The organism is Modestobacter lacusdianchii (assembly GCF_054177765.1).
This window is the reverse complement of sequence record NZ_JBJJTJ010000003.1, coordinates 160,323-175,832: the sequence shown is the minus strand read 5'-3', so window position 1 is coordinate 175,832 and position 15,510 is coordinate 160,323. Positions and strand designations below refer to the sequence as shown.

At 74.2% G+C, this 15,510-nt stretch carries 16 protein-coding genes; 9 read left to right on the top strand and 7 right to left on the bottom strand.

The features are described 5' to 3' along the window. Positions 1–101 precede the first annotated feature (101 nt). The 4 genes from ACJTNH_RS03440 to ACJTNH_RS03425 all read right to left on the bottom strand — a co-directional run bounded on the left by ACJTNH_RS03440 (position 102) and on the right by ACJTNH_RS03425 (position 3,444). Positions 102–1,037, bottom strand: coding sequence for an amino acid ABC transporter permease (locus ACJTNH_RS03440; protein WP_458172875.1), 936 nt, complete (start codon positions 1,035–1,037; stop codon positions 102–104). Further along, a complete protein-coding gene (locus tag ACJTNH_RS03435; protein ID WP_458172874.1) occupies positions 1,034–1,684 on the bottom strand; it encodes an amino acid ABC transporter permease in 651 nt (216 codons plus the stop codon). Before ACJTNH_RS03435 ends, ACJTNH_RS03440 begins: the two co-directional genes overlap by 4 nt. Before the next feature lie 84 nt (positions 1,685–1,768). After that, positions 1,769–2,659, bottom strand: a complete 891-nt coding sequence (locus ACJTNH_RS03430) for a glutamate ABC transporter substrate-binding protein (RefSeq protein WP_458172873.1) — start codon at positions 2,657–2,659, stop codon at positions 1,769–1,771. 29 nt (positions 2,660–2,688) lie between these two features. Beyond that, positions 2,689–3,444 carry an amino acid ABC transporter ATP-binding protein gene (locus ACJTNH_RS03425; protein ID WP_458172872.1) on the bottom strand — a complete coding sequence of 252 codons (756 nt, stop codon included), beginning with the start codon at positions 3,442–3,444 and terminating at the stop codon, positions 2,689–2,691. Positions 3,445–3,601: 157 nt separating this feature from the next. On the opposite strand from ACJTNH_RS03425, the gene ACJTNH_RS03420 reads away from it, so the two are divergent. After that, on the top strand, positions 3,602–4,060 hold the full coding sequence (locus ACJTNH_RS03420; RefSeq protein ID WP_458172871.1) for a hypothetical protein: 459 nt from the start codon (positions 3,602–3,604) through the stop codon (positions 4,058–4,060). A 41-nt stretch (positions 4,061–4,101) separates the two neighbouring features. Next, on the top strand, positions 4,102–5,565 hold the full coding sequence (gene miaB, locus ACJTNH_RS03415) for a tRNA (N6-isopentenyl adenosine(37)-C2)-methylthiotransferase MiaB (protein WP_458172870.1): 1,464 nt from the start codon (positions 4,102–4,104) through the stop codon (positions 5,563–5,565). 84 nt (positions 5,566–5,649) lie between these two features. On the opposite strand, the gene ACJTNH_RS03410 is transcribed toward miaB, so the two are convergent. Beyond that, positions 5,650–7,254 carry a DUF349 domain-containing protein gene (locus ACJTNH_RS03410; protein ID WP_458172869.1) on the bottom strand — a complete coding sequence of 535 codons (1,605 nt, stop codon included), beginning with the start codon at positions 7,252–7,254 and terminating at the stop codon, positions 5,650–5,652. A 40-nt stretch (positions 7,255–7,294) separates the two neighbouring features. Here ACJTNH_RS03410 and ACJTNH_RS03405 point away from each other — a divergent pair, with 40 nt between their 5' ends. Genes ACJTNH_RS03405 through dapF form a run of 3 tightly spaced genes read left to right on the top strand, consistent with a single transcriptional unit; the run spans position 7,295 to position 9,818 of the window. Next, on the top strand, positions 7,295–7,987 hold the full coding sequence (locus tag ACJTNH_RS03405) for a hypothetical protein (protein ID WP_458172868.1): 693 nt from the start codon (positions 7,295–7,297) through the stop codon (positions 7,985–7,987). Continuing rightward, entirely contained in the window at positions 7,984–8,919 is a 936-nt protein-coding gene (miaA, locus tag ACJTNH_RS03400) for a tRNA (adenosine(37)-N6)-dimethylallyltransferase MiaA (protein WP_458172867.1), read from the top strand. Before ACJTNH_RS03405 ends, miaA begins: the two co-directional genes overlap by 4 nt. Further along, entirely contained in the window at positions 8,916–9,818 is a 903-nt protein-coding gene (dapF, locus tag ACJTNH_RS03395; protein WP_458172866.1) for a diaminopimelate epimerase, read from the top strand. The genes miaA and dapF overlap by 4 nt, the downstream gene beginning before the upstream one ends. 6 nt (positions 9,819–9,824) lie before the next feature. Here the strand turns inward: dapF and ACJTNH_RS03390 are convergent, their stop codons facing one another. Together ACJTNH_RS03390 and ACJTNH_RS03385 are read right to left on the bottom strand one after the other, a co-directional pair. Continuing rightward, the gene (locus tag ACJTNH_RS03390) at positions 9,825–10,025 is read right to left on the bottom strand and encodes a hypothetical protein (RefSeq protein WP_458172865.1); all 201 of its coding nucleotides are present in this window, start codon (positions 10,023–10,025) and stop codon (positions 9,825–9,827) included. A gap of 72 nt (positions 10,026–10,097) precedes the next feature. Further along, on the bottom strand, positions 10,098–11,429 hold the full coding sequence (locus ACJTNH_RS03385) for an MFS transporter (protein ID WP_458172864.1): 1,332 nt from the start codon (positions 11,427–11,429) through the stop codon (positions 10,098–10,100). A gap of 71 nt (positions 11,430–11,500) precedes the next feature. On the opposite strand from ACJTNH_RS03385, the gene ACJTNH_RS03380 reads away from it, so the two are divergent. The 4 genes from ACJTNH_RS03380 (at position 11,501) to ACJTNH_RS03365 (ending at position 15,510) form a co-directional block, all read left to right on the top strand. Further along, positions 11,501–12,040 carry an ArsR/SmtB family transcription factor gene (locus ACJTNH_RS03380; RefSeq protein WP_458172862.1) on the top strand — a complete coding sequence of 180 codons (540 nt, stop codon included), beginning with the start codon at positions 11,501–11,503 and terminating at the stop codon, positions 12,038–12,040. Positions 12,041–12,119: 79 nt separating this feature from the next. After that, the gene (hflX, locus tag ACJTNH_RS03375) at positions 12,120–13,619 is read left to right on the top strand and encodes a GTPase HflX (protein WP_458172861.1); all 1,500 of its coding nucleotides are present in this window, start codon (positions 12,120–12,122) and stop codon (positions 13,617–13,619) included. Between the two features lie 111 nt (positions 13,620–13,730). Continuing rightward, the gene (locus tag ACJTNH_RS03370; protein ID WP_458172860.1) at positions 13,731–14,468 is read left to right on the top strand and encodes a phosphatase PAP2 family protein; all 738 of its coding nucleotides are present in this window, start codon (positions 13,731–13,733) and stop codon (positions 14,466–14,468) included. A gap of 16 nt (positions 14,469–14,484) precedes the next feature. Then, the gene (locus ACJTNH_RS03365) at positions 14,485–15,510 is read left to right on the top strand and encodes a hypothetical protein (RefSeq protein ID WP_458172859.1); all 1,026 of its coding nucleotides are present in this window, start codon (positions 14,485–14,487) and stop codon (positions 15,508–15,510) included.

The following is a 15,510-nucleotide window of genomic DNA, read 5'->3' as shown; positions in this document are numbered from 1 at the left end:
TGGGACGGCAGCCCTCGTGCAGGCGGGAGCGGGTCCACGGAACGCGACAGGGCAGCCACCAGACGGTGGCTGCCCTGTCGATGTTGCGGGTGCGGTGCCGGTCAGCTCTCCTCGCCGGGTCGCCCCGGGCCGAGGGCCGCCACACCGGCCGCCCCCGCGCCCGCGCCCGCGCCGGTCGGCAGGTCCGTGCCCGTGGCGGCGGCGGCGGCCTTGGGGGCGCGCCGAGTGCGCGACTCGACGTACTTGGCCAGCTGCGACAGCAGCACGTTGACGATGATGTAGATCAACCCGGCCGCGACGTAGAGCTGGAACGTGTACCGCGGACCGAAGCTGAAGTTCAGCGTCTCGACCAGGCTGCGCGAGGTCCGGAGCAGCTCCAGGTAGCCCACGATGAAGCCCAGGGAGCTGTCCTTCAGCAGCACGACGAGCTGGGCGATCAGCACCGGGAGCATCCGGCGGACCGCCTGCGGCACCAGGATGAACGTCATCACCTGCCACTTGCGCAGGCCCAGGCCGTACGCCGCCTCGCTCTGCCCGCGGTCGATCGACAGGATGCCGGCCCGGAAGATCTCCGCGAGCACCGCCATGTTGTAGAGCGTCAGCCCGAGGGCGAGGGCGCCGAAGGCGCTCAGCGACAGCCCCACCTGCGGCAGGAAGAGGAAGCAGAAGAGGATCAGCACCAGCAGCGGCACGGCGCGGAAGAACTCGATCACCGTGACCACGGGGACGCGGAGCCAGGCGTGCTCGGAGAGCCGGCCCACCGCCAGCAGTGCCCCCAGCACGGTCGCCGCCACCATGCCGACGGCGGCCACCTCGAGGGTGTTGCCGAGGGCCTCCAGCAGACGCTGCGGGACGTTCGTCGCCGGGTCGAACAGGATCGCCCAGCGCTCGGGCTCCAGCTGCCCGTTGCTGCCCAGCCGCCACAGCGCGAGGCCGACGAGCGCGAGCACGAGGAGGGCGCCCAGCAGGCTGCCCAGCCGCTGCCGCTTGCGGGCCCGCGGCCCGGGGAGGTCGAAGAGGACGCGCGAGTCGCTCATCGGACGATCGCCAGCCGGCGCTCGAGGATGCCGATCAGCCACGCGGAGGTCAGCGTGATCAGCAGGTAGCCCGCCACCACGGCGATGAAGACCATGGCCAGCTGGTCGGCGTTGGCGTTGGCCAGTCGCTGGAGCACGGCGGTGAGGTCGGTGACGGCGAAGCCCGCGGCGATCGAGGTGTTCTTGGCCAGGGCGATCCAGACGCTGCCCAGCGGGGGGACGACGGTGCGGAAGGCCTGGGGGAGCACGACCGTGGTCAGGCTCTGCCGGAAGTCCAGCCCGATCGCCCGGGCGGCCTCGGCCTGGCCCGGCGGCACCGCGTTGATGCCGGAGCGGACGGCCTCGCAGACGAACGCGGCCGTGTACAGCGACAGGGCGGCGACCGCGGTGATGAACCGGCTCGGGAACTGCAGGTCGATGTAGACGATCCCGAACGCCAGGAAGAAGAAGACCACCGTCAGCGGGGTGTTGCGGAAGGCCTCGACGTAGAAGGTCGCCAGCCCGCGCAGCGCGGCGATCGGGCTCACCCGCATGGCTGCGAGGACGGTGCCCAGCACCAGCGCGACCAGGCCGCTCAGGACGGCGAGGCTGAGCGTGGTCAGGAAGGCGTCCCGGAGCAGCGGGAAGTTGTCGGCCAGGAAGGACATCGAGCCTCCTCTCGTATCAGGTGGTGTCAGAGCGCACCGCTGGCGCCCCGGCGGACCGGGGCGCCAGCGGTGTCGAGCGGTCGATCAGTAGCGGTCGACGGTGGGCGCGTCAGGCGCCTCGGTGTCGGTGATGGCGCCCGCGGTGCGGTCCCAGGCCTCGGCCCAGGTGCCGTCCTCGAACGACTCCTCGAGCACGTCGTTGATGAAGTCGCGGAAGTCGTCGGCGTCTTTCTGCACACCGATGCCGTAGGGCTCCTCGGTGAAGGGGTTGCCGACGAGCTCGAAGCTCTCCGGGTCACCGGCGACGAAGCTGGTGAGGATGACGTTGTCGGTGGTCACGGCCGCGACGTTGCCGTTGCGCAGGTCGTCGGCGCACTTGGAGTAGACGTCGTAGAGGACCAGCTCGGCCTCGGGGTACTCCGACCGGATCGTCTCCGCCGGCGTCGAGCCCTCGACCGAGCAGACGGTCTTGCCGGCCAGGTCCTCCGGGCCCTCGATGCCCTCGGGGTTGCCCGCGGCCACCATGATGTCCTGCCCGGCCACGTAGTACGGCCCGGCGAAGTCGATGACCTGCTTGCGGGCGTCGTTGATGGTGTACGTCGCCGCGACCATGTCGACCTGGTCGTTCTGCAGGAAGGGCTCGCGGTTGGCCGACACCGTCTCGGTGAAGGTGATCTGGTCCTCGGTCAGGCCCATCTTCGCGGCGATGAGCTTGGCCATCTCCACGTCGAAGCCCTCGGGGTCGCCGGCGGTGTTGGCCAGGCCGAACCCGGGCTGGTCGATCTTGGTGCCGACGCGCAGCTCGCCGGCCTCGACGATCTCGGCCATGGTGCTGCCCGGCTCGAACTCGACGTCGGTGGCGACAGCGGCGGTGTTGTCCGCGGCGTCCTCGACGGTCTCGCCGGCATCGCTGGAGCAGCCGGCGAGCACGACGCCGGTGGCCGCCAGGGCGGCGGCGTAGCGGGTGATGCGCATGGTGGGTCCTCTCGTGGGTGTACGGACGATCAGTGGTTCAAGATCTTGGAGAGGAAGTCCTTGGCCCGGTCCGAGGTCGGGTTGGTGAAGAACTCCTCGGGGGTCGCGGACTCGACGATCCGGCCGCCGTCCATGAACACCACCCGGTTGGCCGCCCGGCGGGCGAACCCCATCTCGTGGGTGACGACGATCATGGTCATCCCGTCGCGGGCCAGCGAGGTCATCACGTCGAGGACCTCGTTGATCATCTCGGGGTCCAGGGCGGAGGTGGGCTCGTCGAAGAGCATCACCTTCGGGTCCATGGCCAGCGCCCGGGCGATCGCCACGCGCTGCTGCTGGCCGCCGGACAGCTGGGCCGGCACCTTGTCGGCCTGGTGCCCGACGCCGACCCGGTCCAGCAGCTCGCGGGCCCGCTTCTCGGCGTCGGCCTTGGACTGCTTGCGCACCTTGATCGGGCCGAGGGTGACGTTCTCCAGCACCGTCTTGTGCGCGAAGAGGTTGAAGCTCTGGAACACCATGCCGACGTCGGCGCGCAGCCGGGCCAGCTCCTTGCCCTCCTCCGGCAGGCGCTGGCCGTCGATGGTGATCTCGCCGTCCTCGATCGACTCCAGGCGGTTGATCGTCCGGCAGAGCGTCGACTTCCCCGAGCCCGAGGGCCCGATGACGACGACCACCTCGCCGCGGTCGATGGTCAGGTCGATGTCCTGCAGGACGTGCAGTTGGCCGAACCACTTGTTGACGCCGGTCAGGCGGACGAGAGGCTCTCCGGTCGGACGTTCGGTCACAGCGGGTGACCCTAAGCGGCGCTCCCCAGCCGGGACGTCGCCAGGCCATCACGAAGCTGTAACGAAGCGTTGGTCTGGCCGTGAGTTCCCCGCATCGGTGTCGGGCAGGTCACGATCTGCGGGCGTCGGCGGCGCTCCCGCGGGTACCGGACGGCGCATGCGCACCCCCAGCGTCCTGGCCACCCTCACCCGAGGCGCGGGCGCCGGCCTCGCCGGCACCGCCGTGATGACCGCCTTCCAGCGGCTGGTGGAGCAGCCGCTCACCCGGCGCCCGGACAGCCACGCGCCGGCGGAGATCGCCGAGGCCCTGCTGCCGGTGCACCCCGCGACCCCGGCGGGCCGGACCCGGCTGAACTGGGTCGCGCACTTCGGGTTCGGCACGGTCTGGGGCGCCGGCCACGCCCTCGCCTCCCGGGCCGGTCTCCGCGGGCAGCGCGCGGTGCACGTGGTGTTCGCCCTCGGCTACCCGGCCGACGTCCTGCTCGCCATGGCGCTGGGCGTCTACCACCCGAGCCGCTGGAGCAGGCGGGACTGGGTGGTCGACGTGCTCGACAAGTACGTCGCCCTGCAGGCCACCGGCTTCGTGCACGACCGGTTCCTGGCTCCCCGCCGCTGACGCACGGCCGGCCGCCGGCGCGGGCTCCGTACGATGCGGTGGTGAACGGCAAGACCTACCTCGTGCGCACGTACGGCTGCCAGATGAACGTGCACGACTCCGAGCGGCTCTCCGGGCTGCTCGAGTCGGCCGGCTACACGGCAGCTCCCGAGGGCACCGACGCCGACGTCGTCGTGCTCAACACCTGCGCCGTCCGGGAGAACGCAGACAACCGGCTCTACGGCAACCTCGGCCACCTGCGCCCGGTCAAGGACGCCCACCCGGGGATGCAGATCGCCGTCGGCGGTTGCCTGGCGCAGAAGGACCGCGGCGAGATCGTCCGGCGCGCACCCTGGGTCGACGTCGTCTTCGGCACCCACAACGTCGGCTCGCTGCCGACGCTGCTCGAGCGTGCCCGGCACAACGCCGAGGCCCAGGTGGAGATCGTCGAGTCGCTGGAGGTCTTCCCCTCGACGCTGCCGGCCAAGCGGGACTCGGCGTACTCCGGCTGGGTGTCGATCAGCGTGGGCTGCAACAACACCTGCACGTTCTGCATCGTCCCGGCGCTGCGCGGCAAGGAGAAGGACCGCCGGCCGGGCGAGATCCTGGCCGAGGTGCAGGCGCTGGTCGACCAGGGCGTGCTCGAGGTGACCCTGCTCGGGCAGAACGTGAACGCCTACGGCGTGGAGTTCCGCGAGCGGGGCGCCTTCGCCGACCTGCTGCGGTCGGCCGGGCGGATCGAGGGCCTGGAGCGGATCCGGTTCACCAGCCCGCACCCGCGCGAGTTCACCGACGACGTGATCACGGCGATGGCCGAGACGCCGGCGGTCTGCCACCAGCTGCACATGCCGCTGCAGAGCGGGTCCGACGACGTGCTGCGCCGGATGCGCCGCGGCTACCGGCAGGACCGCTACCTCGGCATCATCGACCGGGTGCGGGCCGCGATGCCCGACGCGGCGATCACCACCGACATCATCGTCGGCTTCCCCGGCGAGACCGAGGCCGACTTCGAGCAGACCCTGGACGTCGTCCGGCAGGCCCGGTTCTCCAGCGCCTTCACCTTCCAGTACTCCAAGCGCCCCGGGACGCCGGCCGCGGAGATGGACGGGCAGCTGCCCAAGGAGGTCGTCCAGGAGCGGTACCTGCGGCTCACCGCGCTGCAGGACGAGATCAGCTGGGCGGAGAACCGCGCGCTGGTCGGCCGCCGGGTCGAGCTGCTGGTCGCCGCCGGCGAGGGCAGCAAGGACGCCGACCGCGGCCGGCTCTCCGGGCGGGCCCGCGACGGCCGGCTGGTGCACTTCACCGCCGCGGACGGCGTCCGGCCCGGCGACGTCGTCGAGACCGTGGTCACCGAGGGCAAGCCGCACTTCCTGGTCGCCGACGGCGAGCTGCTGTCGCACCGCCGCACCCGGGCCGGGGACGCCAGCGAGGCCGGCACCCGCCCGACCACCCAGGGGGTCTCCCTCGGCATGCCGGCGATCGGTGTGCCCGCACCACTGCCGGCCGCGGTCTCCGCCTGCGGCTGACGGGACACCCCGCGCCCCACGCCCGGGGCCGGGACGACGACGGGCCCCCGACCAGCTGGTCGGGGGCCCGTCGTCGTCAGCGCGTCAGCGGCGGCCGGCGGACTTCTCCGCCTCGGCCAGCCACTCCCGGCGGGTGGCCAGGTTGGCCTCGGCCTCGCTGATCCGCTTGGCGTTGCCGGCCGCCTGTGCCTTGGCCAGCTGGTCCTCGGCCTTGGTGACGGCGGCCCGCATCGAGGTCAGCAGCGGGTTCTCCGGCTGCACCCGCGGCCGGGAGGACTCGGCGGCGCCGCGGAACTTCTCCTCCACGGTGCGCATCCGGTCCTCCAGCTCGCGCATGGCGCCGCGGGGCACGTGCCCGATGGCGTCGTAGCGCTCCTGGATCTTGCGCAGCGCGTTCTGGTTGCCCTTGTTGGCCGGGTCGAGCTTCTCGGCCTCGGCGAGCAGCTCCTCCTTGGCCTTCTGGTTGGCCAGCTCGTCGCTGCTGCGCGCCTGGTCGTTGGCGGTGCGGGCGGCGAAGAAGACGTCCTGGGCGGCGCGGAACTTCTTCCAGAGGTCGTCGTCGGTGTCCCGGCCGACCCGCGGCACGGCCTTCCAGCGGTCCATCAGCGAGCGCATCGCGGCGCTGGTCGGGCCCCACTCGGTGGAGGTGGACAGTCGCTCGGCCTCGGCGATCAGCTCCTGCTTGGCGGCCCGGGACTCCCCGCGCTGCTTGTCCAGCTCGGCGAAGTGGGCACCGCGCCGCCGGCCGAAGGCGTCCCGCGCCGAGGCGAAGCGCTGCCACAGCGCCTCGTCGGTCTTGCGGTCGATGCCCTTGATCGTCTTCCACTCCTCGACGATCGCCTTGAGCCGGTCACCGGCCGCCTTCCACTGCGTGGACCCGGCGGCGATCTGCTCGGCCTCGGCGGCGAGGGCCTCCTTGCGCTGGATCTGCACGGCACGCTGGGCGGCCTTCTCGGCGCGGTTCGCCGCCACCGCGGTGTCGGCCATGCTCACCATCGCGCGGGCGCGGGCGGACAGGCTGTCCAGGTCGCCCACGGCCTGGGCCAGCGGGATGGCGTCGGCCAGCTCCTGGGCCTTGGTGCGGATCTCGCCGGGGTTGCCGGTGTGCGCGGCCAGCCGGGCCTCGAGCAGGGAGACCTCGGTGGCCAGGTCGTCGAACCGGCGGCCGTAGTGCGCCAGGCCCTCGGCGGGGGAGCCGGCCTGCCAGGAGCCCACCGAGCGCTCGCCGGTGGCGGTGCGCACGTAGACGGTGCCGTCCTCGTCGACCCGGCCCCAGGCGGTGGGGTCGGAGGCCGGCGTGGTCGGGACGACGCTGGGGACGTCGGCGGGCCCGGCGCTCGGGCCGGCGGGAGCCGTCGTGGCGGGCGCCGCGTCGGTGGTCGGGTCGGCGAGCTGGGCCTCGGCCGGGGCCTCGGCTGCCGGCGTCCCGGCCTCGGGGGTCACGGCCTGCGACGGCGTCCCCCCGGCGCCCTCGTCGGCCGCCGGGACGGCGGGCTGGACAGCGCCGTCCGGCTCGCCGGCGGCGGGCTGTTCGGGAACGGCGGGCTGCTCGGCCTCGGCCGCCGGGACGGCGCCGTCCGGCGTCGCCGCCAGCGGTCCCTCGCCCACCGGGGTGGTCTCGAGGACCGCCTCCTCGGGGGCGGTGGCGGGCTGCTGCGTCCGGTCTCCGGTGTTCTCCGTGCTCGACACGGCAGCAGTCTCCCACGATGCATCCGCGACACTCCCTGGCGTGAGACCTCTTCGTCCGGTGACGGTCGCCTTCTGCCCGCAGACGCCGTTGCTGCTGCCCGCGGTGGCCGGTGCCCCCGGGTACGCGCTGTCGGTGCTGCGGGCCGCCGTCCTCGGTGCGGTGCAGACGTTGCTGGCCGACGAGCCGGACGTCGTGGTGGTCGTCGGCGACGGTGCCGGCAGCCTGCGGTTCGGGCCCGGGGACGCCGGTGACCTGCGCGGCTTCGGCGTCGACCTGGAGGTGCCCTTCGCCGGACGGGTGCGCCCGCAGGGCCACCGCGTGCCGTTGCCGCACGTGGTCGGAGCCTGGCTGCTGGAGCACGCCGGGCACACCGGGGCCCGGCTGGGTGTGGGCCCGGACGACCTCGGGCCGGCGCTGGCCGACGTCCCCGGCCCGATCGGGGTGCTGGCCATGGGCGACGGCTCGGCGCGCCGCGGTGACAAGGCCCCCGGTGCCCTCGACCCGGCCGCGGCGCCGTTCGACGCCGCGGTCACCGCAGCGCTCGCCGCCGGCGACCCGGACGCCCTCGCCGCCCTGGACCCGGCGGCGGGCGAGCAGCTGATGGCCGCGGGCGTGCCGGTGTGGCGGGCGGTGGGGGCGGCGCTGCGGGGCCGGGAGCCCGCCGCCCAGCTGCGGTACGACGACGCGCCGTTCGGTGTGGCGTACCCGGTGGCCACCTGGCGGGTGCGGTGAGCGGGCCGCCGGTGGTGGCGGTCGTCGGCCCCACCGCCACCGGCAAGACCGCGCTCGCCGTGGCACTGGCGCACCGGCTGGCCGCCCGCGGGGTGGGCGCGGAGGTGGTCAACGCCGACTCGATGCAGCTCTACCGCGGCATGGACATCGGCACCGCCAAGCCCACCGCGGCCGAACGGGACGGCGTGCCGCACCACCTGCTCGACCTGTGGCACGTCCGCGAGCCCGCCTCGGTGGCCGAGTACCGGCAGCGCGCCCGGGCCGAGGTCGACCGGCTGCGCACCGCCGGCGTCGTCCCGCTGCTGGTCGGCGGCTCGGGCCTGTACGTGCGGGCCGTGCTCGACGAGCTCGACTTCCCCGGCACCGACCCGGTCGTCCGCGCCCGGTTGACCGATGAACTGGCCACCGAGGGCGCCGCCGCGCTGCACACCCGGCTCGCCGGGCTCGACCCGGCGGCCGCAGCGGCGATCCTGCCGAGCAACGGGCGGCGGGTGGTGCGGGCGCTGGAGGTCATCGAGCTGACCGGGCAGCCGTTCACCGCCCGCCTGCCCGAGCCCACCGCCCACTACCCGGCGGTGACGATCGGGCTGGACCGCGCGCCGGCCGAGCTGGACGAGCGGGTCGCCCGCCGGGTCGACGTCATGTGGGCCGCCGGGTTCGTCGAGGAGGTGGCGGCGCTGGCCGCCGACGGCCTGCGCGAGGGGCCCACCGCGTCACGGGCGCTGGGCTACGCGCAGGTGCTCCAGCAGTTCGACGGGGAGCTGTCGGCCACCGAGGCCCGGGAGCGCACGGTCACCACGACCCGGCGGTTCGTCCGGCGGCAGCGCTCCTGGTTCCGCCGGGACACGGCGACCAGCTGGTTCGACGCCGCCCGCCCGGACCTGGTCGAGGCGGTGGAGGCGCTGCTCGCCGACCGTACGATCGAGCCGTGATCGACAGCGACGGCGGCCCGCGGGTCCTCCTGGGGCACGGCACGGAGAACGACTTCGTCGTCCTGCCCGACCCCGACGGCTCGGTCTGGCCGGAGACCCGGCTGGACGCCGAGCTGGTCCGCCGGCTCTGCGACCGGCGCGCCGGGCTGGGCGGGGACGGCGTGCTGCGCGTCGTCCCGAGCCGGCTGGTGCCCGACGCCCCGGCCGTGCTGGGCGAGGCGCTGGAGCGGTGCGAGTGGTTCATGGACCACCGCAACGCCGACGGATCCCACGCGGAGATGTGCGGCAACGGGATCCGGCTGTTCGTGCACGTCCTGCTGGCCGAGGGCCTGCTGGACCGGGCGGCGGCCGAGGCCGGTGTCCTGGTCGGCACCCGGGGCGGCCCGCGCCGGGTGGGTGCCCGCCCCGAGGGCGGCTACTGGGTCGACATGGGCCCGGCACGGCCGCTCGGGCAAGGCACGGCGCGGATCGCCGGCCGGTCGTTCCCGGGGGTCGGGGTGTCGATGGGCAACCCGCACCTGGTCTGCCTGACCGACGCCGAGATCGACACGCTCGACCTGTCCGGGCTGCCCGGCGTCGACCCGGCGATGTTCCCCGAGGGGGTCAACGTCGAGGTGGTCAACGTGCTGGCCGCCGAGGACGCGCCGGCCGGGGCGGGCGCGCACGTGCGGCTGCGGGTGTACGAGCGCGGGGTGGGGGAGACCCGGTCCTGCGGCACCGGCGCCTGCGCCGCCGCCTACGCGGCGCTGGCCGCCGGCGGCCGGACCGCCGGGACCGTCGCGGTCGACGTCCCGGGCGGCCGGCTGTCGGTGGAGTTCGACGGCACGACGACCGTGCTGTCCGGCCCGGCCGTCGTCGTCGCCACCGGCGAGCTCACCGCGGAGTGGCTCGCCGGCTGAGCCCGGTCAGGGCCGGTCGGGCTCGTCCGCGCGGGTCTCGGGGGCGTCGGTCGGGGCCTCGGGCTTGTCGCCGGGGCCCACGTTGCCGGTGCCCCGGGGGGCGCCCCGGCCGGTGTCCTGGTCGGCGCCGCCGAAGAGGTTGCGCGGCGGGTCCAGGCCGGCCGGGTCGCGGCCGGGGTCGTCGATCTCCTGCTCAGGGCTGGTCATCGTCGTCCTCTCGAGCGGTGGACTGGTCCAGCCGCCCTACCCGGCGTCCGGCCGGTCAACCGGCCGGACCGTTCAGCCGGCCCGCTCCGGGTCGGTGCCGGCCGTGGGGGTGCGCGCCTCGGGCAGCGACGTCGCGTCGACCGCCCCCGCGGTGGCGGGGACGGGGTCGTCCGGACCGTCGGGCAGCTCGCGCAGGTGCCACAGCGGGCTGAGGACCACCCAGCCCGCGGCGAGCAACTGGCCGGCCACGGCGATCCACAGCGTGGGCAGCACGCCGACCCAGGTGCCGAGCACGCCGCCGATCAGGCCGCCCAACGGCATCGTGCCGAAGACCAGGAAGCGCACCGAGGCGTTCATCCGGCCCAGCAGCGCCGGGGGGCAGAGCCGCTGCCGGAAGCTCACCTGGGTGACGTTGTAGACCACCACCGCCCAGCTGAAGCCCAGCTGGCCCAGCGTCAGCAGCACCAGTGGCGCGCCGACGGCGGCGAGGGGCGTGAGCGCGGTGAACGGCAGCGCCACCACGATCGACAGCGGGATCGCCCGGCCCTCGCCCACCCACCGGGCGAACCGGGCCGCGGTCGCCGCGCCGACCAGCCCGCCCACCGCCCCGGCGGAGAAGACCAGGCCCAGCGTGCTCTCCGACAGCTCCAGCTCACGCAGCGCGTAGAGCACCAGCAGCGTCGTGGTGATCGAGGAGAACAGGTTGGAGGTGCCGGTGCAGGCCACGATCCGGCGCAGCAGCGGCTGCCGGACGACGAAGGACAGGCCCTCGGCGATCTCGGCGCGCAGCGACCGGCGGCCGGCCCGGTCGGGGACGACGTCGGGTCGGCGGATCCGGCCGAGGAAGAACGCCGACAGCAGGAAGGACGCCGCGTCCAGGGCGATCAGGAACGGGGCGCCCATCACCCGCAGCAGCACGCCGGTGACCCCCGGGCCGGCGACCTGGGCGACCGCGCGGCTGGCCTCGAGCTTGCCGTTGCCGTCGACGAGCTGGTCGCGGTCGACCAGCGCGGGCAGGTAGCTCTGGTAGGCCACGTCGAAGAACACCGTCGCGGCGCCGGTGAGCGCGGCCACGACGAACAGCTGGCCCAGGCTCAGCACGTCGAGCAGGTAGGCGACCGGCAGCGTGGCCAGCAGTGCCGCGCGCGTCAGGTCGGCGGTGACCAGCACCCGCTTGCGCCGCCAGCGGTCCACCCAGGCGCCGGCCGGCAGCCCGATGAGCAGGAAGGCGGCCGTCTCCAGCGCGGTCAGGAAGCCCATCTCCAGCGGCGTCGCGTCCAGCAGTGAGACGGCCAGCACCGGGAGGGCGAGCAGGGTGACCTGGGTGCCGACCTGGCTGACGGTCTCGGCGGCCCAGAGCTGGCGGAAGTCGCGGTGCCTGAGCAGGCTCCGGTCAGTGGTCACCGGACGAGCCTCCCGCCAGCGATTGGGGGATGTCAATCAGTCGGGCGGCGCGTCGTCCTAGGCTGGTCGCGATGACCGAGCAGCCCGCACCCGAGCCCGCCGGGCGGATCTCGGGGGAGCGCCGGCCGGCCACCGACGCCGAGGCGCGCGCGCTGGCCTCCGCCGTCCGGATCCGGATCCTGCGGCTGTGCCTGGACCAGGCGTTGACCAACAAGGAGATCGCCGAGCGGCTGGGCCGCAACCCGGCGACGGTGCTGCACCACGTGCGGACGCTGGTGGACACCGGCTTCCTGGTCGCCGAGGGGGTCCGGCGCGGCACCCGCGGCGCGCGGGAGGTGCCCTACCGGGCGACCGGCAAGAGCTGGCTGATGGACCTCGAGGGCCGGCCGGCCCCGGCGCGGGACCCGCTGCTGGCCGCCTTCCTGGCCGAGGTCACGGCGGTGGGGGAGCAGCGGCTGTCCAGCAGCCGGCTCGGGCTGCGGCTGGGGACGGCGGACCTCGCCGAGTTCCGCCGCCGGCTGTACGGGCTCCTCGACGAGTACGCCCGGCTGCCGGCCGACCCGGAGGGTGAGAAGTGGTCGGTCTACCTCGGGATGCACCCGGACCCCTGATGCGTTGTACCCGGCGATGACAACAGCTCGCACGACAAGTCAGTCGCCCTCCACGGAGAGGCGTGTCAGGCTGGACACGATGACGACAGCCCAGAACCGCGCAGTCCTCGACGAGGCCGAGGCGCGGGTTGACAAGGCCGCCCGCGCCCGCGCCGCCGGCACCCGACCGGCGCCGGCCGGCCAGTGGGACACCCCGGACGAGACCACCGGCTCCTACGTCCGGGAGGAGCGCGGTGCCCTGCGACGCGTCGCCGGGCTCTCCACCGAGCTCACCGACGTCACCGAGGTCGAGTACCGGCAGCTGCGCCTCGAGCGCGTCGTCCTGGTCGGGGTCTGGACCGAGGGCACCGCGGCCGACGCGGAGCGCTCGCTGGCCGAGCTCGCCGCCCTCGCCGAGACGGCCGGTTCCCAGGTCCTCGACGCACTGATGCAGCGCCGCGACAAGCCCGACCCGGCCACCTACGTCGGCTCGGGCAAGGCCGCCGAGCTCCGGGACGTCGTGGCCGCCACCGGCGCCGACACGGTGATCTGCGACGGGGAGCTCGCCCCCGGCCAGCTCAACCAGCTGGAGAAGATCCTCAAGGTCAAGGTCGTCGACCGGACCGCACTGATCCTGGACATCTTCGCCCAGCACGCCACCAGCCGGGAGGGCAAGGCCCAGGTCGAGCTCGCCCAGATGCAGTACATGCTGCCGCGGCTGCGCGGCTGGGGTGAGTCGCTGAGCCGGCAGGCTGGTGGCCGTGTCGCCGGTGGTGGCGGGATCGGTACCCGTGGCCCGGGTGAGACCAAGATCGAGACCGACCGGCGGCGGATCCGTTCGCGGGTGAGCAAGCTGCGCAAGGAGATCGCCGGCATGGCGACCGCCCGCACCACGCAGCGCAACTCCCGCGACCGCAACGCCACCCCCAGCGTGGCGATCGCCGGCTACACCAACGCGGGCAAGTCCAGCCTGCTCAACCAGCTCACCGACGCCGGGGTGCTGGTGCAGGACGCGCTCTTCGCCACCCTGGACCCCACGGTCCGGCGGGCGCAGACCCCGGAGGGCCGGGAGTTCACGATGACCGACACCGTCGGCTTCGTGCGCCACCTGCCCCACCAGCTGGTCGACGCCTTCCGCTCCACGCTCGAGGAGGTCGCCGCCGCCGACCTGCTCCTGCACGTGGTCGACGGGTCCGACCCCGACCCGCTGGGGCAGATCGACGCGGTGCACATCGTGCTCCAGGAGATCGACGCCCGGTCGGTGCCCGAGCTGATCGTGGTCAACAAGGTCGACGCGATGAGCGAGGACGACGTGCTCGCGCTGCGCCAGGCACTGCCCGGGGCGGCCTGGGTCTCGGCCCGGACCGGCGAGGGCATCGAGGCGCTGCGTGACGTCATCGCCCAGCGCCTCCCGCACCCGCACATCGACGTCGACGTCCTCGTCCCCTACGACCGGGGTGACCTGGTCGCCCGGGTGCACCGGGACGGCGAGGTGATCGAGGAGCGGCACGAGGCCGAGGGCACCCGGCTGACCGCACGGGTGGACGCCGGACTGGCCGCCCAGCTCGAGGACTTCGCCGCGCCGGTCGCCGGGGTCTGACCGACGACCCCGCTGCCCCCGCCCGCACGTATGGCGTGCGGCATGTGGCAGCGGGGTAGCGGTACGGCCCGGCGGGTCACGGGGAGGTCACGATCCCGGTACCGTGACGCGGTGACCAGGGGAGCGGTGGACCAGCCGTCCACGGCGGCGAGCCCCTCGCCGCCGCCTCCGCCGCGGGGCATCGACATCGGCCGCCCGCCCTGGTGGGTGCTGGTGCTCGCCGCCCTGGTCACCGTCGTCGTCACCGTCGACCTGCTCAGCCGGGGCTGGCTGGAACGGATGGACCTCCGGGTCTCCGAGGTGGTCAGCGACTGGGACCTGCGCAACTCCGATGCCTACTGGCTGGTCTGGGTGTTCACCCAGGCCGGCGGGCGAGGGTTCATCCTCATCGTGCTGGCCGGTCTCGTCGGGTGGTTGGCCCTCCGGCAGCGGACGCTCGTCCCGCTCCTGCGCGTGGTCATGGCGCTGGCGCTGCTGACCACCGTCGTCTACGCCTTCAAGTGGGGCACCGGCCGCACCGCCCCGGCCTTCCCCGGCTCCTTCTTCCACCGCGACGGGGCCAGCTACCCCTCCGGCCACGTCGCCAACGCGGTGCTCATGTGGGGCGTCGCCCGATGGCAGGCGGTGGAGTTCTCCCTGCCCGCCCCGGTGCAGCGAGCGGCCTGGCTGCTCAGCATCGTGGGGCCGGTGGTGACCGGAGTGGCCATGGTGGCACTGGACTTCCACTGGGTCACCGACGCGGTCGTCGGCCTGGCCGTGGGGCTGCTGCTCTTGGGCGTGGTTCATGCACTCGACGCGATCACGGTGTCACGCTGGGCCCGTGCCAGGGCAGGCCGAACGCAGGCGTAGCCGGACCGGCCGCCGCGTGCGGTCCTCCGGGGTGCTGGCCTGCGCGCCGCTCGGCGTGCTCGTCGCCCTCCTGCCGGCCGCTCCAGCCGTTGCAGAGGACGCCGCTCCCTACGGCACCCCCAGCACCCGCTGCGAGATCACCGACCCGCGGCTGCCGGAGCTCTCCGGCCTGGCCGGCGCCGGCGACACCATGCTCGCGATGAACGACGGCGGCGACCAGGCCGAGGTCTTCGTGCTGGCCGGGGACTGCACGGTCGCCGAGGTGCGCACAGCCGCCATCGACCCCTACGACCCCGAGGACCTCGCCCTCGCCGCGGACGGCACGCTCTGGTTGGCCGACATCGGCGACAACCTGGGGGAGCGGGCCACCGTGGCCCTCATCGGCATCCGGCCCGATGGCAGCAGCACGCTGACCCGGCTCACCTACCCCGACGGCGCCCACGACGCCGAGGCGCTGCTGATGGCCCCGGACGGCACGCCCTACCTGGTCACCAAGGAGGTGCTGGGGGCCAGCTCGGTCTACCGGCCCGACGCGCCGCTCGCCGACGGGGCGACCGTGCCGATGAGCCGGGTGCTCGGGCTGGGCTTCACGCTGACCGGCACCCCGGGTGGCCCGGTCGGCCGGGCGGGGCAGCTGCTGGTCACCGGCGGGGCGGTCTCCGCCGACGGCCAGCGGATCGCGTTGCGCACCTACACCGACGCCTACGTGTGGCCGCTGTCCGGGTCCGACGTGGTGGGTGCCCTCGGCGGCACGCCCGTGCGGGTCCCGCTGCCCGAGGCGCCCCAGGGCGAGGCGATCGCCTTCGCGGCCAACGACCGCGACCTGCTGGTCGCGAGCGAGGGGCTGCCCTCAGCGGTCACCCTCGTCCCGGCCACCGGCGACCTCTCCGTCGCAGCAGTGAGCGCCCCGGCGGCGGAGGAGGCTGCCGAGGCGGGCGGGGACACCCGGCCTGTCGCACCGGTGACCGCCGGCCTGATCGCAGCCGGGGTCGCCACGGTGCTGGTCTGGCTGGGCGGCAAGCTGCGTCGTCGCCCTGCCTGA

Coding starts and splice junctions, on each gene's coding strand:
- ACJTNH_RS03435 (WP_458172874.1), bottom strand. CDS start 1,684: ATGTCCTTCCTGGCCGACAACTTCCCGCTGCTCCGGGACGCCTTCCTG.
- ACJTNH_RS03380 (WP_458172862.1), top strand. CDS start 11,501: ATGACCGAGCAGCCCGCACCCGAGCCCGCCGGGCGGATCTCGGGGGAG.
- ACJTNH_RS03430 (WP_458172873.1), bottom strand. CDS start 2,659: ATGCGCATCACCCGCTACGCCGCCGCCCTGGCGGCCACCGGCGTCGTG.
- hflX (WP_458172861.1), top strand. CDS start 12,120: ATGACGACAGCCCAGAACCGCGCAGTCCTCGACGAGGCCGAGGCGCGG.
- ACJTNH_RS03440 (WP_458172875.1), bottom strand. CDS start 1,037: ATGAGCGACTCGCGCGTCCTCTTCGACCTCCCCGGGCCGCGGGCCCGC.
- ACJTNH_RS03390 (WP_458172865.1), bottom strand. CDS start 10,025: ATGACCAGCCCTGAGCAGGAGATCGACGACCCCGGCCGCGACCCGGCC.
- ACJTNH_RS03420 (WP_458172871.1), top strand. CDS start 3,602: ATGCGCACCCCCAGCGTCCTGGCCACCCTCACCCGAGGCGCGGGCGCC.